Origin of the sequence: Leucobacter sp. 7(1), assembly GCF_900163635.1 — a bacterium.
Taxonomy (GTDB): domain Bacteria; phylum Actinomycetota; class Actinomycetes; order Actinomycetales; family Microbacteriaceae; genus Leucobacter.
In genome coordinates, this window is the sequence record NZ_FUID01000035.1 from 21,888 (window position 1) to 41,493 (window position 19,606).

The window sequence follows — 19,606 nt, forward strand, 5'->3', positions numbered from 1 at the left end:
GGATAGGTCGAATACGCGACCCGGTCAAGGGGGCGCTGCGGGCACACCAAATAGGCCCCCAATCACGGGCCCTGCCTCGACTTATGCCTGGTGTACGACGAAAAGGCGTGGGATTAGATCGCGTTCGCGGAGGCGGAGATCTCCGCCACGACCTCGGTGAGTACCGGGATCGCGCGCTCGATGAACGCGTCATCAACGCGGGTGGTTGGCCCGGAGATCGACACGGCGGTCGGTGTGGGCATGCCCGGGACTGCCATTGCGAAGCACCGAACTCCCACCTCCTGCTCGCTATCGTCCAGCGCGTAGCCTCGCGTGCGCGTGAGTTCCAGATCGGCGAGCAACGCACTCGTCGATCGGATCGTGAAGTCGGTCAGGCGGGGAGTCCCCGTGCGACCGATAATCTCCCGCACGGCGTCGTCGCTCAGCTGTGCAAGGATCGCCTTGCCCACGCTCGTGGAGTGCAGGTACGCGCGGCGACCCACTTCGGTGAACATCCGCATCGCGTGGGGGGAGGGAGCCTGCGAGACGTAGATCACTCGGTCCCCGTCGATCGTGGCCAGGTTTGCGGTCTCGCCCAACCGTGCGACCAAATCTTTCAACTGCGGCATCGCAATTTGGCCAAACTTGCGGTTCGCGACCTCACCGAGACGCACAAGGCGCGGGCCGAGCGCGTAGCGCCGGTTCGCGAGCTGTCGCGCGTATCCCAGCGACACCAGGGTGCGAAGGAGCCGGTGGATCGTGGGGAGAGGCAGATCCGTTGTCGCCGCGAGCTCGCTGAGCGCGACATCGCCGCCCGCATCCGCGATGAGTTCGAGCAGATTGAATACGCGGGCAACCGACTTGACGGCGTCGGAGGGAACTGCGGCCATGAAGAGTCCTTATCGCGTGCCAGAGGTGTTCCGCATCGCGGAAAGAATCTGCGGAACAGGCTATCTCATCCGCGGTCGATGTGCACAGCACCTTGCTCGATGCGCATCGCAGTTTGTACGCCGGCCCGAGCGAGCCCGTGATTTGTCCGCGCACAGTGGCCGAAGAGGCCGGCAGTACCCCGGAATATCCCCGCGAACCCGAACCGGCGGCGAGTCTCCGCCGAGGTGGTAACGTATATCCGTTCAGGAAACGCCCAGTTTGAGGGAATGGAGCACCCCGTGGCAGAGGCCCAGCAGGACACCAATCAGCAGCGTGCCACGGGGGTGAAGGGCACCCTCGATCGGTTCTTCCAGATCTCCGAGCGCGGGTCTACCTTCGGCACAGAGATCCGAGGAGGCCTGGTCACGTTCGTGACGATGGCCTACATCGTGATCCTCAACCCGATTATTTTGTCGGGTAAAGAAGACGTCGCCGGCAACATCCTCGACTTCGGTCAGGTCAGCGCGGTCACCGCGCTCGCCGCCGGTGTCATGACGATCCTCTTCGGTATCGTCTCGCGCCTCCCGTTCGCGTTTGCGGCCGGGCTCGGCATTAACGCCTTCATCGCGTTCTCCGTGGTCCAGGAAGTGACCTGGCCCGAGGCGATGGCAATCGTGGTCATTAACGGCCTGTTGATCGTGCTGCTCGCGGCGACCGGCCTGCGCCGGATGATCTTTGACGCGGTCCCCGTGCAGCTGAAGCTGGCGATCACCGTCGGTATCGGCTTCTTCATCGCGTTCATCGGCTTTGTGAACTCCGGCTTTGTGGACGCGACCGGACAGTCCTCGCCCCCCGTGGGCCTCGGCCCGTCGGGCGTTGGCTTTATTACCACAATCCCCACCGTGATCTTCGTAGTGACGCTTGTCCTCACGGGAATCCTCGTTGCCAAGAAGGTGAAGGGCGGGATCCTCATCGGCCTCGTCACCGGCACCGTCATCGCGGTGATCGTTGAGGCGATCTGGAAGATCGGCCCGAAGTTCGGTGCCGACGGCGCGGTGAACCCCGGCGGCTGGAGCCTCACGGAGCCAGTGCTGGGCGACAAGCCGTTTGCGGTTCCGGATCTCAGCCTCGTCGGTGCGGTGAGCTTCGATTTCGGCAAGGTCGGCCTCGTGACCGTCGTCATGCTTGTGTTCACGCTGCTCTTCACAAACTTCTTTGATGCGATGGGCACCATGACGGGCCTGTCCCGCGAGGCTGGTCTTGCGGATGAGAAGGGCAACTTCCCCCGCATCAAGTCGGCGCTTGTCGTCGAGGGCGTCGGCGCAATCGTCGGTGGCGGTACCTCGTCCTCCTCGACGACTGTGTTCGTTGAGTCCGGCGCGGGTATTGGCGAGGGCGCACGTACGGGTCTCGCGAACGTCGTCACGGGCGTGGTGTTCTTGCTGGCGATGTTCTTCACCCCGCTCACCGAGATCGTCCCCACCGAGGTCGCTGCCGCGGCTCTCGTGATCGTGGGCGCCATGATGATGTCGCAGATTGCGCACATCGACCTCACGGACTTCCGAGTCCTGCTTCCCGTGTTCCTCACGGCTGCGGTCATGCCGCTGAGCTACTCGATCGCCAACGGCATCGGCGCGGGCTTCGTATCCTGGGTGCTGATCCACGCGTTCACCGGGAAGGCGAAGCAGGTGCACTGGCTGCTCTGGATCGTCTCGGCAGGCTTTGTGATCTTCTTTGCACGTGGCCCGATCGAGGCCATGCTCGGGGTGTAACGCTCCGCACGCTGAACGCGGCCCGTCCGCGCGCTTCCGGCCTTGGCCGGCGCGCGGACGGGCCGCGTTCGTGTGTGCTCCCGAAATCAGTCCCGCGGTGGGTGGGGTGCCGGATCCCGGCTGCCGCTGCGCTGTGCCAGGAGATGAGGGAGCACCTGTTCGAGGATCGCGAGGCCGTCGCGGACCCCGCCAGGGGATCCGGGCAGCGTCATGACGAATGTGTCCCCGGCGAACCCCGCGACGCCGCGGGTGAGAAGCGCGTGCGGAAAGCTCGCGGCACCGCGGCGGCGGAGCTCCTCGATCACTCCGGGGAGCTGGAGCGCAAGGAGCGGTGCGACTGCTTCGGGCGTGCGATCCGACGGGGCGACACCGGTGCCGCCGGTCGTGAGGATCACCCTGGGGTCGCCCGCGAGAGCCTCGCGCACAGCCTGGCCTGCTGGATCACCGTCGGCGACGATCAGCGGCGAGTCGACGGTGAACCCCGCCGCGGTGAGCCACTTGCGAATGACCGGCCCGGTCCGATCGGGTGCGTGTCCCGCGGCGGCGCTCGTGGAGACGACGATCACGCGGGCGGTGCCCGCTGAGACGTCGCCCGTCACTCGATCTCCCAGTCGCCGCTCTTTCCGCCAGACTTCGCGAGCACCCGCGTCCCCGAAATGACAGCGTGCTTGTCCGCCGCCTTGATCATGTCGTAGAGGGTGAGGGCGGCGACGCTCGCCGCGGTCAGCGCCTCCATCTCCACGCCGGTGACCCCACGCGTTGTGACCGTGGCGATGATGCGCACCCGATCCGCCGCGGGCTCGAAGTCAATGGCGAGTTTGGTCAGGGGGAGCGGGTGGCACAGCGGGATGAGCTCCCACGTGCGCTTGGCCGCCATGATGCCGGCGATCCTGGCCGTGCCCAGCGCCTCACCTTTAGGGAGCTCGCCGGCGACAAGCTGGGCGATCACCTCGGGTCGGGTCTCCAAGAATGCCTCCGCGCGGGCCGTGCGCTTCGTGACAGCCTTTTCGGTCACGTCGACCATGTGGGCACTCCCGTCGGCGCGGATGTGGGTGAGGCGGGGGGTCTCGTCAGACATCGAGTCTCCAGATTTCAATGGGGGATCCCGCCGGCAGCTTGTCGACGCCGATCGGGATGTGGGCAAGTAGCTCCGCGGCCGCGAGGTCGGCGAGCAGGTGTGAGCTGGGGCCGGTGAGCTGCACCTGGCCGGCCGCATCGAGACTGCCGCGCCGTACCTGGTGTTTGTTGGCCGGGGAATCGATGGCGTGGGCGAGCGCGCGGGTTTCGGCGGGGAGCCGTTCCGGCCGCCCCGCTGCAGCGCGCAGCGCGGGCGCGAGAAACAGCTCGGCTGACAGCGCGGTGCTGACCGGATTGCCCGGGAAACAGATCACGGGGACGCGTGCCCCGTCAGGGTCCCAGTAGCCGAGGCCCTGGGGCCCACCGGGCTGCATCGCGATGCCGCCGAACTCCACGCCGTGCCCGGAGAAGACATCGCGGACAACCTCGTACGCGCCAGCGCTGATCCCGCCGGAGGTCACGATCATGTCGGCATTGGGTCCGTGGGCGGCCAGCACGCCCTCGACAGCCGAGACCGCATCGGGAACACGATGCGCCGAGACCTCCGCGCCGAGCCCGGTGAGCAGCGCGGCCAGCATGGGTGTGTTGGCGTCGCCGACGTGACCGGGTGCGAGCGGGGCCCCCGGGGCGGCAACCTCGTCCCCCGTAGAAAGAAGGAGCACCCGGGGCTTGCGGCGCACTGCCACCTCGACGACCCCGGCATTGGCGAGCAAGCCGATCCGGGCGGGGGTCACGCGGGTGCCCGCGGCGAGAAGTAACGCTCCGACCGCAAGATCGGAACCGCGCGGCCGCACGAACTCACCGGATACGGGCGCTTCCGCGAAGCGCACCGTGCCCTGGGGTTCGGGATCGCCGGCGTGGCGCAGCTCGGTGAAGCGTGCGGGATCTGCGCGCTCGATCGGAATCACCGCATCGGCACCCTCTGGGATTGGCGCTCCCGTCATAATGGGGGAAGCTGTGCCCGCCACGTGCAGCATCGCGGCGTCGCCCGCAGCGGTCGTGCGGCCGATCCGTAGCTCGGTGACTCCACTTGCAGAGTCCGCGAAGTCCGCAACGCGCACCGCGTAGCCGTCCATTTGCGAGTTATCAAACGGTGGCAGCGGGATCGGCGAGGTGACCGGGTGTGCGGCGACGCGGCCGGTGAGTGCGGGATCCTGCACGGACACGAACTCTGACTCGGCCGACGCGGCAGCGAGCGCCGGATCGAGCACGGCGCGGACGAGCCGGGCGTGCTCACTGTGCGTGCGCATGCTCACCCGCCCGCGAAGGCGGGGAGCACGTCGACGGTGGTCCCGCTGATCGCGCCGCCGTCCCGCCGCACCGTGCCATCGACGAGGAACGAGCCGCTGCGGAGCACCCGCTGCATTTCGGTTCCGTAGCGGGTGGCAAGATCGGTGCGCAGAGCCTCGAGGGTGGCCGGAGCGGGCAAGTCCCAGGCCTCTTCCTCGCGTCCAGCGGCTTCGGCGGCAGCGGCGAAGTACCTGACAGTGATGCGGTCCATACCGCCATGCTAGACCGTGCGCGGAAATGACGCGCAGGGGTCCCACCGCGGAGTGGGTGTCTGCTCCTAGAATGGGGCGCATGGACTCAGCGTTGACCGAACGGCTTGCGCCGCTTGTGGCACCCGCAGCGAAGCTTCCGGGCGACGTCGCGGCCCGAGCCCGCCGGCAGATCACGCTGCCCGGCTTCGGAGAGTCTGCCCAGGAGCGGCTGTGGGCGGCGCGGGTACTCGTGATTGGTGCTGGCGGCCTCGGCTCGGCGCTTGTCCCGTATCTGGCCGGGGCCGGTGTCGGGCGAATCGGAATCATCGACGACGACGTGGTTGAGCGGTCGAACCTGCACAGGCAGATCGTGCACGGTACCGCCGATATTGGGCGGCGTAAGGTGGACTCGATTGCCGAATCCGTTGCCGCGCAGACACCGCACGTGACGGTAGACCGTCTGGCAGTCCGTCTGACCTCGGAAAACGCGCTCAAGCTGTTCGCGGACTACGACCTGGTGATCGACGGCAGCGACAATTTCCCGACGCGGTATCTCGCGAACGATGCGGCCCAGCTCGTGGGGATCCCGCTCGTGTGGGGCGCGATCCTGCAGTATTCCGGTCAGATCGGTGTCGCCTGGCACGCGCACGGCGCAGGCTATCGTGATCTCTTTCCGGTGCCACCGGACCCCGACACTGTGCTCGATTGCGCGACAGGCGGCGTGCTGCCGGGGCTCTGTGGCACGATCGGCTCGCTCCTCGCGACCGAGGCGATCAAGCTCATCACCGGCATCGGCGAGCCGCTGATCGGCCGCGTCCTGCTCTACGACGCGCTGACCGCGCGCACCCGAGAACTGCACATCAACAGGGATCCTGCAGGCGCGCCCGTGACCGAGCTTGTCGATTACGCGCTGCTCTGCGGAGTGGGCCCGGCCGCCTCAGATGCGGCACCCGGGGCACCGCAGGGGATCGAGATTGGGGCCGCGCTCGCGGCGCTGCGTGGCGGATCGGCACCGCGCTGGATCGACGTTCGCTCGGCCGTGGAGCACGCGGAACGACACGTGCGTGGTTCAGAGCTGATCCCCGTTGCAGACATCGAAGCAGGCGCGGTGCGCGTCGACGGCCCCGCGCTGGTCTACTGCGAGCGCGATCCGCGTTCGGTGCGCGCCGCAATCGCGTTGATCGCCCAGGGAAACACCGAGGTTGTGTTCCTCCGCGGCGGTATCGAGGCGTTCGCTCGTGTGGCCCCGGATCTCGTTGAGCGAGATGCCTAGCGTCTCCGCGTCATCATCAGTTTGTCCCGTCGTTGCCCCGAGGAGTTTCATGTCCACCACACCATTCGCCAAGATCACGACCGACGCGATCGATGACGCGCAGGTGCGCGCCGCCGTCGATGCCCCCGATTGCGGCGCGCTTGTCATGTTCCACGGCATCGTGCGCGACCACGACGGTGGCCGTGGCGTCAAAGCTCTCGACTATCAGGCGCACCCGGATGCCGAACGGTTCATCCTCGCGTGCGTCGCGCAGGAGCAGGAGGCAAGCGGCCTGACACTTGCGGCCGTGCACCGCGTCGGCGCGCTCACAATTGGCGACTCGGCGCTCGTTGCCGCCGCCGCGGCCCCGCACCGGGCCGAGGCGTTCGCCGCGATCGAGCGACTCGTGGAGCGGATCAAACGGGAAGTCCCCATCTGGAAGCGGCAGCACTTCGGCGACGGTGTCAGTGAGTGGGTGGGGCTCTAGCCCCCGATGTAGGACATCTCGATGCGCTCAGGCTGCGGCACGTTGGGCAGGCTCGCACGCAGTTCCGAGTAGCGGTCGTCGCGCACGGACCATAGCTTCGCGAGCGTTGCGCGCAGCTCGGCGTCGTCGACTCCGGAGCGCATCAGAGCGCGCAGATCGAAGCCCTCACGCGCAAAGAGGCAGGTATAGAGCTTGCCGTCGGCGGATACCCGTGCGCGAGTGCAGTCGCCGCAAAACGCACTCGTCACGCTTGAAATGACGCCGATCTCACCAGCACCGTCCCGGTAGCGCCACCGCTTCGCCGTTTCTCCTGGCCGGCTCGCGGCCACCGCTTCGAGTGGGTGCACGGCGTCGATCATGGCGACGATCTCGGCGGAGGGCACGACCTCGTCAAGCACCCATCCGTTCGACGATCCGACATCCATGTACTCGATAAACCGCAGGGTGTTTCCCTGTTCCCGGAAGTATTCGGCGAGGGGCAACACCTCGTCATCGTTGACGCCGCGTGTGATCACGGCATTCACCTTGATGGGGTCCAGCCCGGCCTCAGCTGCTGCGGCGATCCCGTCAAGCACCCGAGAGACCGGGAAATTCACGTCGTTGATTGCCTGGAATCTGGTGTCGTCGAGCGAATCGATCGAGACCGTCACGCGGTCAAGCCCCGCCTCCTTGAGCGCGGCCGCCTTCACACGGAGGGCCGAGCCGTTGGTCGTGAGTGCGAGGTTGGGGCGGCGGCCGTCCGGCGTGCGCAGGGCGGCCAGGCGCGCAATGAGATCCTCGATCCCGCGCCGCAGCAGCGGCTCTCCGCCCGTAATCCGCAGCGTATCAACGCCGAGGGAGACGGCGGCGGCGGCGAGCCGTTCGATCTCCTCAAACGTGAGTAGCTCGGCGCGTTCCATGAAGGTGTAATCGCGGCCAAAAATCTCCTTGGGCATGCAATACACGCAGCGGAAATTGCAGCGGTCGGTGACCGAGATGCGAAGATCGCGGAGCGGACGCGAACGGGCGTCGAGGGTGCCGGTCGACGGCAGCTGCGTGGGCCGTTCGCGAGTGCCGATGGGCAGACTCGTCACGGCACGACTGCGAGCGGGCATCGCGGCACCTCCTTGTGGTGCTCACCCTAGCACTCGGTCACCGGGTGCAGCGTCCAGCCGCTACGCGGCCGCGCGGTCGCCAGCTGTGCGGCCGTGGAGCACCGCGAGCGCGGTGACGGCGACGGTGATCAGGATGAGGGAGAGCGCGAGAGCGGTGTCCTGCGTGACCCCCGCGCCGTTGAACGCCGTGTAGATCGCCATTGGCACGGTTCGAGTTGTGCCCTCGGCATTACCCGCGAAGAGTGCGGTGGCCCCGAACTCGCCGAGGGCGCGCGTGAAACTCAGGATAGTTCCGGCGAGCAGCCCCGGCGCGATCATCGGAATCGTGATCCGGAACAGCACGCCGGTGGGGGACGCGCCGAGCGTTGCGGCAGCTTCCGCGTAGACGGGGTCGAGGCTGCGGAGGGAGCCTTCCACAGAGATCACCAGGAACGGCAACGCGACAAAGGTCTGGGCAACGATGACCGCCACCGTGGTGAACGGGATCCGGATTCCGGCCTCGGCGAGCGCGTCGCCGAGCACGCCACCGCGCCCCAGCAGTGACAGCAGCGCGAGACCCCCGACGAGCGGTGGCAGCACCAGCGGCAGGGTCACAACCGCGCGCAGGAGCGTGGCCACCCAGCCCCTGGCGCGCGCGATCACAAGCGCCAGAGGCACTCCCAGTACCAGGCACAGGGCCGTCGAAGTCAGCGCGGTGACAAGCGAGATGCCGAGCGCGTTCGCGGTCTCCGGGGCGACAAGCAGGCGCGGGATCGCGGCCCACTCGATCCGCGAGAGCAGCGCGAGGAGCGGCAGCAGCAACAAACCGCCGCCGACCGCCGCCGGGACGAACAGCCCGGCAGGGATACTCCCCGCGCGAGAACTCACGCCTGGCCGAACCCGAGCTGCGCGAAGAGCGACTGGGCGCGTTCCGATCGCATGAACTCGGTGAACGCTGTCGCGGCGTCGAGTGCCGCGGTGCCCGCAATTGGGGCGATCACGTAGGTGCCTGCGGCCTCGTCTGAGCCATCGATGTCGACGCCCTCGACCGCGCCGTCCGAGCGGAGCACATCGGAGCGGTAGATCAACCCAGCGTCGGCCTCGCCCGCGGCCACCTTGGTGAGCACCGCTGTCACATTTTGCTCCTCGCTGGCGGGGCTGAGCGTGACCTTGTCGCGATCGAGCAATTGCCACGATGCCGCACCGCAGGGTACTTCTGGAGCGCAGGTGACCACAACGGGCGGGCCGGGGGCACCGAGCTTCGGATCCACGAGATCCATCAGCCCAGAAATTCCGAGCGGATTCCCCGGTGCGACGGCAATCTGGAGACTGCTTGTCGCGAACGGGAGGGGGGTCGCGGCGGTCAGCTTGGCGTCAGCGACCTTGTCCATGTTCGCCTCGTCCGCAGACGCGAAGACGTCGATCGGTGCCCCGGCGAGGATCTGCGTTGCGATCCCGGAGGATCCGTCGAAGGTGAGCTGGTCGATCGTGATCCCGGGATGCAGCTCGGTGAACGCTTCAGTAAGCTCCTCGAACGCGGGCTGCAGTGAGGCGGCCGCGGCGATGTTCAGGGTGCCGGTGAGCTCGCCCTCAGTGCTGTGCTGATCCGACTCCGGTGCCGGAGCGGAGCTGCAGCCCACGAGGAGCAGTGCAGCGAGGGTCGCGGAGACAAGCGCGGTGTGCCGCGCGATCCGGATCACCGCTGTCCCGTTTCGATAATCACTGTTGTGGCTTTGACGACTGCGGTCGCGCGTGAGCCGACGTCGATGCCGAGGTCGTCGAGCGCCTCGGAGGTCATCAGCGAGACGACGCGGTTCGGTCCGCACTGCAGATCCACCTTCGCCACCACGCCGGAGCGCTCCACCGCGGTGACGATCCCGGTGAAGCGATTCCGGGCGCTGCCGCGCACCGCACCCCTCTCATGGACCTGCGGTGCGAGTTCCACGGCGCGGCGCGCGAGTGAGGCACCAGACACGACTTTTCTGCCCGACTCATCCTCTCGGGCCTCGAGCAGCCCATCCGCAGCCCACCGTCGCACGGTGTCGTCGCTGACACCGATGAGGCGCGCGGCCTCACTAATCCTGAAATCTGTCATACCTGGCAGTTTAGCCACGCATATGAGGTTCAATGCAACCTTTTTTGGCGCTGGTGCGGAGTGCCAGAGTTCGCCGGAAACTGCCGACCGTTGACGGGGCCGCGCGGATGCCGATAGCGTCCCAGACAGGTGGGGATGCTCGGACAGGTCACCCATTCATGACGGGTCGTGTTTCGATGGCGCGGCCCCCTCATCTCGCAGTGGCGCGACGACGAGAAAGGCCGTGGAAATGCCCAATTACCGGTACACCTGTGCGGAGGGGTGCCAGTTTGATGCCCTGTTCTCCATGTCCGAGGTGCCCGCCCAGCTTGACTGTCGAAGCTGCGGCGCGAGCGCCCGCCGCACGATCACCGCCCCCTTCCTGTCTGCCGCCGGCAGCTCTGCGTATGGGCTGATGGATCGGGCCGCCGCGACCGCCCACGAGCCAGCCGTGGTGAGCAACCTCCCCTCGCGCGGGCCCGGTCAAGCGACACCTGTCACGCGAAACCCCCTCCACGCGAAACTTCCGCGCCCCTGAACCCCGGGCGGCGCCTCACCGCGTCGCCTGCACCCGGCTGACGGGGAGCCCGTCGGCGTGACCGATGAATGAGTGAGGAACGAAGCAATGCCAGAGCATCTGTTTACCCTGGATTCCACAAAAAAATTCACCGAGCAGGAGAAACTCGGGCACAACCGGTGGCATCCGGAGATCCCACCGGTTGCCACGGTCAAGGCCGGTCAGAGCTTTCGCGTAGATTGCCGCGAATGGTTTGACGGCGCGATCAAGAACGACGACTCCGCTCAGGACATCATGGACGCGCCGCTGCTGTCGGTCCACACCCTGAGCGGTCCGTTCGCTGTCGAGGGCGCGAAGCCCGGTGACCTGCTTGTCGTAGATATCCTCGACGTCGGCCCGATCCCGCAGGAAGACACCGGTCCGCTCGCCGGGCAGGGCTGGGGCTACACGGGCATCTTCGCGAAAGAGAACGGCGGCAGCTTCCTCACCGATCAGTTCCCCGACGCATACAAGGCGATTTGGGACTTCACCGGGCAAACCGCAACGTCGCGGCACATCCCGGGTGTCTCCTTCACCGGGCTCATCCACCCGGGCCTCATGGGCACGGCACCGTCTGCGGAGCTGCTGGCGAAGTGGAACGCACGTGAGGGTGCCCTGATCGCCACGGATCCGCACCGCGTCCCGCCCCTCGCGCTCCCGCCCGAGGCAGAGCACGCGATTCTCGGTGGGGTGCCGCGCGAAGAGTGGGGCCGCGTGGGCTCCGAGGCCGCGCGCACCGCCCCGCCCCGTGAGAACGGCGGCAACCAGGACATCAAGAACCTGAGCAAGGGCACCCGGATCTTCTACCCCGTGTTTGTGGACGGGGCGAACTTCTCGGTGGGGGACCTGCACTTCTCGCAGGGCGACGGCGAAATCACGTTCTGCGGTGGGATCGAGATGGGCGGGTTTATCGACCTGCGCGTCGACATCATCCGCGGGGGTATGGAGACCTACGGTGTTTCTGAGAACGCGATTTTCATGCCGGGCAACGTCGAGCCGCGGTACAGCGAGTGGCTGGCGTTCTCGGGCACCTCAGTGACGCTCGACGGCGAGCAGCGCTACCTGGACTCGCACCTGTCCTACCAGCGGGCCTGCCTGCACGCGATCGATTACCTGACTAAGTTCGGCTACAGCCCGGAGCAGGCATACCTGCTGCTCGGGGCCGCGCCGATCGAGGGCCGGCTCTCGGGCGTTGTGGATATCCCGAACTCCTGCTCCACGGTGTACCTGCCGACGGCGATCTTTGACGTCGACATTCGACCGTCGGCTTCGGGGCCCGCGCAGATCGATCCCGGAATGGGAGCGCCGCGCGCGGCATCGGCGCTCGGCTAGAACTCCCGCAGTCCCGCGCTTTTGAATCACCGCAGGGGCCGTCAGCATGAGCTGGCGGTCCCTGCGGTGTTTTCGATCTACACACCGCTCCCTCGAATAAACACGGTGAAAGACCGGGCAGCGATCCGACCCCGCGCGGGAGGATCAGCACTGAGAACACCACCACTCAGGAGGCAGTATGTCGATGCAGTTGTCCCCCCAGTCCGAGGCCACGGTTGCGGCCACCGCGGCGGTTGTCGCAGCGCACGCCGACGAGATCACCGCCACGTTCTACCCGGCAATGTTTGCCGCCCACCCGGAACTGCGGAACGTGTTCAACGCCGCCAACCAAGCGATCGGAGAACAGCCCAAAGCCCTCGCCGCATCCGTTGTAGCCTTCGCGGTGCAACTCATCGACCCGGACGCTCCCGACTTCACCCCGGTGTTGCAGCGCATCGCGCACAAGCACGTCTCGCTCGGCATTCGCGCTCCCGAGTACACGATCGTGGGCCGCCACCTGATGGCCGCGATCGGCACGGTGCTCGGTGACGCGGTGACCCCGGAAGTGGCGGCAGCCTGGGACGAGGTCTATTGGCTGTTTGCGACCCAGCTGATCGCTGAGGAGGCCAGGCTGTACGCGCTGGGCGGCACCGACCCCGAGCAGCCTTGGCGTGAGTACCGGGTCACGGCGCGGCAGGAGCACTCCGCAGAGGTGTTCTCGCTGCTCCTGACCCCTGTCGCGGGCGAACTGCCGGAGGTGCGTACAGGCCAGTACATTGCAATTGCGGTGGACCTCCCGAGCGGGCAGCGCCAGCCCCGCCAGTACACGGTCTCGAACGGCCCGGGTGCGGACGCGCTGCGGGTCACGATCAAGCGGGTGCGCGGTGCAGACGGCACGCCGGACGGCGTCGTCTCGGGCTGGCTCCACGAGTACGCGCAGCCGGGCACCGTGCTTGAGGTCTCGCAGCCGGCAGGAGACGTTGTCCTCGACAACACAGCAGCCCCGCTCGTGCTCGTCTCCGCGGGAATCGGGATTACGCCGGTCGCGGCGATCATGGCGGACGTATCGCAGAACCAGCCTGATCGGACCGTGCGACTGTTCCACGCCGATCGCTCCCACGCCCAGCACCCGCTCTACACGGAGCTGCGGGAGCAGGTGCTCGCCATGCCTGACGCTCGGGGACAGAACTGGTACGAGGAACACGCGGCGGCCGCGCCAACGCTGGTACCCGCTCGCAGCGGCTTCATGGATTTCACCGGGGTCGAGATACCCACCGACGCGCAGGTGTTTATGTGCGGACCGCTGCCGTTCATGCAGTCCGCGCGGCGCGAGCTCATGGGGCAGGGCATTGCGGCGGGCAACATCCACTACGAGGTCTTCGGCCCCGACATGTGGGCGCAGAATCCGGCCTGACTAGCCGCCCTCCGAACCGTCACCCTCCGCACCGTCGCCCTCCGCACTGTTGCCCTCTGCCTCCGCTTCGAGGACGCGGAGGGTGACGGTGCACTGTGTCGGGGTCACAAAGGGCCGCACGCTCTGCAAGCGCACGGGCCCGGGTACCTGGCGCAGCTGCTGCTTCAGGAGCTGAATGTGCACCGAGCACACAAGCGCGCGATCCGTCTCGATCGCGAAGGCGTAGCGGCACGGTGCCAGGTCGATGCGGAGCTGGGACTCATCCGGGCGCGGCTCGAGGCCGATGTCGTCGAGGTGCTCGGTGAGCGCGTCGATCTGCTGCACGGCCGCGGTGCCGAGCTCCGCGGTGCGGTCGAGGTCGGGGGAGAGGCGACGCAGGATCTCGCCCCGCTTGAGCGCTCCGTCGACGCGGCGGCGCGCGGCGGGATTCTCCTCGGTGTCCTCGACCGGGTGGAACACAACCGGTGGCCGCCCCCGGCCTCCCGTTGTCAGAGTAAAACTCTGGACTAACCCCTCGCGCTCGAGCACCGCGAGGTGCTCCCGAGCCGTGTTCAGGTGCAGCCTGACCTCGGTAGCGAGCTCCGGCAAGCGTCGACCCGGTCCGCGGTGCACCGCGTGGAGCAGCCGGAGCCGGCTCACACGGGTGAGCCCCCGGAAGTCCTCCACGCGGCGCGGCATACAGCCAGCCTAGCCGGGGCTGAGCTGGCAGTTACACGACGACGGGCCGGCCGACCCCCACCGGAGTGTTCGACGGCTCCATGCGGATCACCACGGCCTTCGATACCGGGGTGTTGCTCTCCAGCGCCGTGCTATCGAGCGGCACCAGCACGTTCGCCTCGGGGAAGTACGCCGCCGCGCAACCGCGGGCCGTGGGGTAGGCGACCGTGCGGAACCCGCGCAGCACGCGATCCGGCTCGTCCTTCCACTCGCTGAAGATATCGACAGTTTGCCCGTCCTCGAGGCCGAGATCCGCCAGATCATCCGGATGCACGAAGATCACCGAACGGCCCTTCTTGATCCCGCGGTAGCGGTCGTTGAGGCTGTAGATCGTCGTATTGAACTGGTCATGCGAGCGCAGCGTCTGCAGCAACAGCCGCCCGGGCGGGCACTCGACAGGCTCCAACTCGTTGACGGTGATCCGAGCCTTGCCGGTGTCCGTGTCGAAGCGGCGCTCGTCCCGCGGGCCGTTCGGCAGCACGAAGCCCTCGCGGCGGCGGGTCTTCTCGTTGTAGTGCTCACAGCCCGGAACCACCCGCGAGATGTGATCGCGGATCACGTCGTAGTTGTCGATCATGCCCTGCCAATCGACGTTGTACCGCTCGCCGAGCGTCGCCTGCGCGATCCCCGCGACGATTGCGGTTTCGGAGCGGACCTCGGGGGAGATCGGGTCGATCTGACCGTGTGAGCCGTGCACCGCGCACACGGAATCCTCGACGGTGATGTACTGCGGACCGGAGCGCTGCATGTCAACCTCGGTGCGACCGAGCACGGGCAGAATCAGCGCCTCTTCACCCGTAATCACGTGCGAGCGGTTGAGCTTTGTGGAAAGCTGCACGCTGAGGCGGGTCTTCCGCATCGCCGACTCGGCGAGATTCGTGTCCGAGATCGCGCCGAGGAGGTTGCCCCCGAGACCCATCCAGACCTTCACCTTGCCCTGATCGAGCGCGCGGATCCCGTCGACCGAGTCGAGGCCGTGATCCCGCGGCGGCTCGAAACCGAACTCTGTGCCGAGCGCGTCGAGGAACGAATCGGGCATCTTCTCCCAGACACCCATCGTGCGATCGCCCTGCACATTCGAGTGCCCGCGGATCGGCGAGGCACCCGCGCCGGGCTTACCGATGTTGCCGCGCAGGAACAGGAGATTCATGATCTCCTTGATCGTGTCGACGGCACGCCTGTGCTGCGTGATGCCCATCGCCCAGGCGATGATGACGCGGTCCGCGCTCAGGTAACGGTCCGCGAGCTCGTCGATCTCGGCCGTGGTGAGCCCGGTTGCCTGCTCCACCTCGCGGTCGTCGACTGTGGCGATGTGCGCGGCAAATGCCTCGAAGCCGTCGGTGTGCTGCGCGATGAATTCCTGATCCAGCACCGTCCCGGGGGCGCGCTGTTCGGCCTCGAGCACGCGCTTCGAGATTGCCTGGAGCAGCGCCATATCGCCGCCGAGCCGAATCTTCATGAACTGATCGGCGATCTCGGTGGCCTTGCCGAGGTATCCGCGCACCCGCTGCGGATCTTTGTAGCCCTTCAACCCAGCTTCCGGGAGCGGGTTCACGGCGACAATCTTCGCGCCGTTCTCTTTCGCTTCCTGCAGTGCGGTGAGCATGCGCGGATGGTTGGTGCCGGGGTTCTGGCCCATGATGATGATGAGATCGGACTTCTCGAAGTCGTCATACGCGATCGTCGACTTCCCGATGCCCACGGTGTACTGCATCGCGGTCCCCGTGGACTCGTGGCACATGTTGGAACAGTCGGGCAGGTTGTTCGTGCCGAGCATGCGTGCAAAGAGTTGATACAGGAACGCTGCCTCGTTCGAGGCGCGCCCGCTCGTGTAAAAGGCCGCCTCGTTCGCGGAATCCAGCGCGTTCAGGTGATCCGCGACAATCCCGTACGCTCGATCCCAGGTGATCGGCTCGTAGTTGTCGCTGCCCTTCGGGCGGTACACGGGTTCCGTGATGCGGCCCTGCATCCCCAACCAGTACTCGGTCTTGTCCTCAAGCGAGGTCAGGGAGTGCTCCTGCCAGAACTCGCGCGGCACCGTGACCGGGGTGGCCTCCCAGGTGACGGCCTTGCTCCCGTTTTCGCAGAACTCCGCGATCTTGCGGTGTCCCGGGTCGGGCCACGCGCAGCTCATGCAGTCGAAGCCGTCCTTCTGATTGATCTTGGTGAGGAGCTTCGCTGACCGCGCGACGCCGAGTGTCGCGAGCGAGGGCATCATCGAGTGCAGCACACCGCCCATGCCGGCCGCGTAGTCCTTCGGCTCGGTCACCTCGATGTCGGCGTCGGAGAAATCCTCAATCGGTGCTTCGGGCGTCATGGCAGGGCTACTTTCTCAAGGGAGGAAACAGGCAGTGCGCCGGTGCCGGAAGACGCCATAGCGTCCGTCTCGTCGACGCTGCCGAGATTGGTGATGCGATCCGGGCGAGTGTACACGACCATCGAGTCGCCGCGGAGGAAACCCACGAGGGTGATCCCGGATTCCTCCGCAAGATCGGCCGCGAGCGAGGACGGGGCCGAGACCGCGGTGAGCATCGGGATTCCCGCCATGAGCGCCTTCTGCGTCAACTCGAAACTTGCGCGGCCCGAGACCATGAGGACGCATGACCGGGCGGGCAGAAGTCCGCGCATGAGCGCCCAGCCGACAACCTTGTCTACCGCGTTGTGCCGGCCCACGTCTTCGCGCAGTACGAGCATCTCGCCGGTATTGCCGTCGAATAGCGCGGCAGCGTGCAGCCCACCCGTGCGCTCGAACACGGCCTGCTCGGCGCGCAGCTTGTCCGGAAACTCGATGATTGCGCTCGCGTCGATCACGAGCGGGTCATCTGACACGTCGAACTGGGTCTGCGTATGCACCGCCTCGATACTTGCCTTGCCGCACAGTCCGCACGCGCTTGTCGTGGTGAAATTCCGGGCGAGGCTTGGATCGGGTGGTGCCACGCCGGGGGCGAGCGTCACATCGAGCACGTTGTAGGTGTTGCCCTCGTCCGAGGTTGCCCCCGCGCAGTAGCGCGCGGTACTGAAGTGATCCGCGTCGTGGATCACCCCCTCAGACACAAGGAAGCCCGCGGCGAGCTCCACGTCATGCCCGGGGGATCGCATCGTGACCGCAAGCGACTTCCCGAGCACCCGGATTTCAAGTGGCTCCTCCACCGAGAGGAAATCTGCACGCTGCGACGTGCGGACCCCCGCGGTGACTCTAGTGACACGACGTCGTGCGGCGATACGAGACATGCTTCTTGGATAGCATCGAATCAGTTCGAGGGCAAGGAAGCGCACGGAGTGCGCGGAGCGGAGTCGCGATGACGGACACTGTGGGGGAGCGCGCACGCGCCAAAGCTCCGGGACTCGGGCCCGTCACTCCCGAGACACACCTCGCCTGGATTTTGCGCCGGATCCCGCTGCTCGCCCCGATCTCGGTCTCACTGCGCGAGGCGCACGGACTCACGCTCGCCGAGGATGTCACCGCGCCGCACGCGCTGCCGCTCTGGGACAACTCTGCGATGGACGGCTATGCCGTGCGCGCATCGAATCTCGCCACGGCGACCCCCGACACACCCGTGTCGTTGCGGATCGTCGGCGAAGTGCCCGCGGGCAGCCCAGCCGACCCCGAACTCCCCACGGGTACCGCCGTGCGAATTATGACCGGGGCCCCGCTCCCGAGCGCGGCCGATACCGTCGTTCCTGTCGAACACACCCGCGGCGAACACCCGGGCGAACAGTGGGCCGAGTCATCGGTGGCGATCCTCCGCGCACCGGTGCCGGGTGCGCACGTGCGTCGCCGCGGCGAGGATGTTTCGGCGGGAAGTATTCTCGCGCGATCCGGCGATCATTTGGGGGCCCGTCGCATCGCCGCGCTCGCCGCAGCTGGGGTCTCATCTGTGCGTGTGCGGCCCCGGCCGCGGATTGCTGTGATCGCGACCGGATCGGAGCTGCGCGGCCCAGGGGAGACTCTCAGCCGAGGCCAGATTCCCGAGTCCAACTCGGTGCTGATCGCGAGCCTGCTGGCGGAACACGGCATCGTGCCCGAGACCGTCACGGTGAACGCCGATGACGCGGACGCGTTCGGAGCGCGGCTCGCCGAGCTCGCTCCGACTGTCGATGTCATCATCACCACCGGTGGCGTGGGGCCCGGCCGCCACGACATCGTCCGTATCGCCCTCGAAGCCGAGCCTGGCGTGCGCGCGGTGCGCGTCACTGTGCGCCCCGGGCAACCACAGTGTGCGGGGTCATTGCGGGGCGGTGCGTGGATCTTCGCGCTCCCGGGCAACCCCGTGAGCGCCGCAGTGAGTTGCGAACTGTTTGTGCTCCCCGCGCTCCGGCACGCTCAGGGTCGGCGCGATACGCAACGACCGCGGCTCGCCGCCACGGCGGAGGTCGGGTGGCGCGGAGCCTCCGAGCGGCTCCAAGTGCTCCCGGTGCGAATCACTGTCGCGGACGGCGTTCTGAGGTGCCGCCCAGCGGTAGATCCCGGCGGGGTCTCGCACGCCGTCGGCGGCCACGGCAGTGCTGACGGGTACGCGCTCGTCGCTGCGGAACGCGGGGACGTTGCCGTGGGTGAGCAGGTCGACGTCATCCTGGTTGACGCATGATTCCGGCACCTGAGCCCATCGGCACCGGACCCGCCGGTACCGAACCCATCACCTCCGTGCCAGCCGCGATCCTGTTTGCCGGTGGCCGCGGTTCGCGGCTCGGTGGAATCGACAAGGCCGAGTTGCGGCTCGGCGGGACCCGACTCATCGATCGAGTGGTGGCGGCCGTGCGACCGCGCGGCGTGACACACATCGTGGTCGTGGGTCCGGACCACGCGGTGCCATCGGGATGCATCCCCGCCCGAGAAGATCCACCGTTCGGCGGGCCGCTTGCAGCGCTCGCCGCGGGGCTCGACGTGCTGCACGTGGGTCCCGAGATTGTTCCCAACGACACAGTCTTCTTACTGTCCTGCGACCTTGAACACCCGGAAGCCGTTGTCTCGGCGCTCGCACGGGAGCCGCTCTGCGCCGCGGACGGCACTCCCGTGGACGCGGTGATCCTGCACGATCCAGACGGGCGGGCGCAGTGGCTGGCGGGACGGTACCGAATCGCGCCGCTGCGCGCGGGAGTCGCCGCGGTTGGCGAGGTTGCGAACCGCCCGTTACGCGCCGCGTGTGACGGGCTCTCGATCCGCGCCGTGCCCGCATCTGCCGCACTCATCGCCGACATCGACACCCCCGCAGACCTGGCCCGCGCCCGCGCGGCGAACCCCGGAAAGGACACGCCATGAGCACCTCCCCGAAACACCTCCCGCCCGAGGCTCTCGACGCTTGGCTGATCGCGGCGGCTGACGAGCTGGGCCTTGATGCGAGCGAGATCTCGATCGGCGCGCTGCTCGATCTCGCGCGCGACGTGGCACACGATGTCGCGCGGCCCGCGGCACCCCTCACCACGTTTCTGCTTGGCATCGCGGTGGGCCGGGCGGCAGACGATCCGACAGCGTTTGCCACCCTCACAGCGCGGCTCACCGAACGCGCCGCCCGCTGGTCGGCCGAGCGCGAGTAGCCGCGGGC

The 19,606-nt window shown here is 67.3% G+C and carries 21 protein-coding genes; 9 read left to right on the plus strand and 12 right to left on the minus strand.

From position 1 onward, the window contains the following. Positions 1-113: 113 nt before the first annotated feature. Positions 114-869 (minus strand): IclR family transcriptional regulator, encoded by a 756-nt coding sequence (locus tag FM113_RS08025; RefSeq protein WP_087013319.1) that lies wholly within the window; start codon positions 867-869, stop codon positions 114-116. Between the two features lie 267 nt (positions 870-1,136). Between FM113_RS08025 and FM113_RS08030 the strand changes: the two genes are divergently transcribed. Then, positions 1,137-2,621 (plus strand): NCS2 family permease, encoded by a 1,485-nt coding sequence (locus FM113_RS08030; protein WP_087013321.1) that lies wholly within the window; start codon positions 1,137-1,139, stop codon positions 2,619-2,621. An 86-nt stretch (positions 2,622-2,707) separates the two neighbouring features. On the opposite strand, the gene FM113_RS08035 is transcribed toward FM113_RS08030, so the two are convergent. The 4 genes from FM113_RS08035 to FM113_RS08050 are packed head-to-tail and all read right to left on the minus strand — an operon-like array spanning position 2,708 to position 5,199. Beyond that, positions 2,708-3,220, minus strand: a complete 513-nt coding sequence (locus FM113_RS08035; RefSeq protein WP_087013323.1) for a MogA/MoaB family molybdenum cofactor biosynthesis protein — start codon at positions 3,218-3,220, stop codon at positions 2,708-2,710. After that, positions 3,217-3,699 (minus strand): cyclic pyranopterin monophosphate synthase MoaC, encoded by a 483-nt coding sequence (gene moaC / locus FM113_RS08040; RefSeq protein WP_087013325.1) that lies wholly within the window; start codon positions 3,697-3,699, stop codon positions 3,217-3,219. Before moaC ends, FM113_RS08035 begins: the two co-directional genes overlap by 4 nt. After that, on the minus strand, positions 3,692-4,948 hold the full coding sequence (glp, locus tag FM113_RS08045; protein WP_087013327.1) for a gephyrin-like molybdotransferase Glp: 1,257 nt from the start codon (positions 4,946-4,948) through the stop codon (positions 3,692-3,694). Before glp (FM113_RS08045) ends, moaC begins: the two co-directional genes overlap by 8 nt. A 2-nt stretch (positions 4,949-4,950) precedes the next feature. Beyond that, positions 4,951-5,199, minus strand: coding sequence for a MoaD/ThiS family protein (locus tag FM113_RS08050; RefSeq protein WP_087013329.1), 249 nt, complete (start codon positions 5,197-5,199; stop codon positions 4,951-4,953). Between the two features lie 80 nt (positions 5,200-5,279). Here FM113_RS08050 and FM113_RS08055 point away from each other — a divergent pair, with 80 nt between their 5' ends. Both FM113_RS08055 and FM113_RS08060 read left to right on the plus strand, forming a co-directional pair. Beyond that, positions 5,280-6,452, plus strand: a complete 1,173-nt coding sequence (locus tag FM113_RS08055) for a ThiF family adenylyltransferase (protein ID WP_254908920.1) — start codon at positions 5,280-5,282, stop codon at positions 6,450-6,452. A 49-nt stretch (positions 6,453-6,501) separates the two neighbouring features. Then, the gene (locus FM113_RS08060) at positions 6,502-6,918 is read left to right on the plus strand and encodes a molybdenum cofactor biosynthesis protein MoaE (protein ID WP_087013333.1); all 417 of its coding nucleotides are present in this window, start codon (positions 6,502-6,504) and stop codon (positions 6,916-6,918) included. On the opposite strand, the gene moaA is transcribed toward FM113_RS08060, so the two are convergent. From moaA to FM113_RS08080, 4 genes are read right to left on the minus strand one after another with little or no spacing between them, the layout of a single operon-like run. After that, the gene (gene moaA / locus FM113_RS08065) at positions 6,915-8,012 is read right to left on the minus strand and encodes a GTP 3',8-cyclase MoaA (protein WP_087013335.1); all 1,098 of its coding nucleotides are present in this window, start codon (positions 8,010-8,012) and stop codon (positions 6,915-6,917) included. The genes FM113_RS08060 and moaA overlap by 4 nt on opposite strands. Positions 8,013-8,072: 60 nt before the next feature. Beyond that, positions 8,073-8,879, minus strand: a complete 807-nt coding sequence (locus FM113_RS08070; protein ID WP_217895983.1) for an ABC transporter permease — start codon at positions 8,877-8,879, stop codon at positions 8,073-8,075. Then, entirely contained in the window at positions 8,876-9,691 is an 816-nt protein-coding gene (gene modA, locus FM113_RS08075) for a molybdate ABC transporter substrate-binding protein (protein ID WP_254908921.1), read from the minus strand. Before modA ends, FM113_RS08070 begins: the two co-directional genes overlap by 4 nt. Then, a complete protein-coding gene (locus tag FM113_RS08080) occupies positions 9,688-10,086 on the minus strand; it encodes a molybdopterin-binding protein (protein ID WP_087013337.1) in 399 nt (132 codons plus the stop codon). The genes modA and FM113_RS08080 overlap by 4 nt, the downstream gene beginning before the upstream one ends. Before the next feature lie 229 nt (positions 10,087-10,315). Here FM113_RS08080 and FM113_RS08085 point away from each other — a divergent pair, with 229 nt between their 5' ends. The 3 genes from FM113_RS08085 (at position 10,316) to FM113_RS08095 (ending at position 13,346) form a co-directional block, all read left to right on the plus strand. Further along, on the plus strand, positions 10,316-10,603 hold the full coding sequence (locus FM113_RS08085; RefSeq protein ID WP_087013375.1) for an FmdB family zinc ribbon protein: 288 nt from the start codon (positions 10,316-10,318) through the stop codon (positions 10,601-10,603). An 87-nt stretch (positions 10,604-10,690) separates the two neighbouring features. Beyond that, complete coding sequence (fmdA, locus tag FM113_RS08090; RefSeq protein WP_087013339.1) at positions 10,691-11,953, plus strand: formamidase; 1,263 nt, start codon at positions 10,691-10,693, stop codon at positions 11,951-11,953. Positions 11,954-12,131: 178 nt separating this feature from the next. Next, a complete protein-coding gene (locus tag FM113_RS08095; protein ID WP_369676691.1) occupies positions 12,132-13,346 on the plus strand; it encodes a globin domain-containing protein in 1,215 nt (404 codons plus the stop codon). Here FM113_RS08095 and FM113_RS08100 read toward each other — a convergent pair whose 3' ends face one another. The 3 genes from FM113_RS08100 to fdhD are packed head-to-tail and all read right to left on the minus strand — an operon-like array spanning position 13,347 to position 17,294. Beyond that, positions 13,347-14,024: a helix-turn-helix domain-containing protein gene (locus FM113_RS08100; protein WP_087013341.1), complete on the minus strand. Its 678-nt coding sequence runs from the start codon at positions 14,022-14,024 to the stop codon at positions 13,347-13,349. A gap of 31 nt (positions 14,025-14,055) precedes the next feature. After that, entirely contained in the window at positions 14,056-16,380 is a 2,325-nt protein-coding gene (locus tag FM113_RS08105) for an FdhF/YdeP family oxidoreductase (protein WP_087013343.1), read from the minus strand. Next, positions 16,377-17,294, minus strand: coding sequence for a formate dehydrogenase accessory sulfurtransferase FdhD (fdhD, locus tag FM113_RS08110; RefSeq protein ID WP_087013345.1), 918 nt, complete (start codon positions 17,292-17,294; stop codon positions 16,377-16,379). Before fdhD ends, FM113_RS08105 begins: the two co-directional genes overlap by 4 nt. A gap of 68 nt (positions 17,295-17,362) precedes the next feature. Here fdhD and glp (FM113_RS08115) point away from each other — a divergent pair, with 68 nt between their 5' ends. From glp (FM113_RS08115) to FM113_RS08125, 3 genes are read left to right on the plus strand one after another with little or no spacing between them, the layout of a single operon-like run. Continuing rightward, positions 17,363-18,652, plus strand: a complete 1,290-nt coding sequence (glp, locus tag FM113_RS08115; RefSeq protein ID WP_087013347.1) for a gephyrin-like molybdotransferase Glp — start codon at positions 17,363-17,365, stop codon at positions 18,650-18,652. Next, a complete protein-coding gene (locus tag FM113_RS08120) occupies positions 18,649-19,323 on the plus strand; it encodes a molybdenum cofactor guanylyltransferase (RefSeq protein ID WP_087013349.1) in 675 nt (224 codons plus the stop codon). The genes glp (FM113_RS08115) and FM113_RS08120 overlap by 4 nt, the downstream gene beginning before the upstream one ends. Further along, entirely contained in the window at positions 19,320-19,598 is a 279-nt protein-coding gene (locus FM113_RS08125; RefSeq protein ID WP_176387127.1) for a DUF6457 domain-containing protein, read from the plus strand. Before FM113_RS08120 ends, FM113_RS08125 begins: the two co-directional genes overlap by 4 nt. The last annotated feature ends 8 nt before the right edge of the window (positions 19,599-19,606 follow it).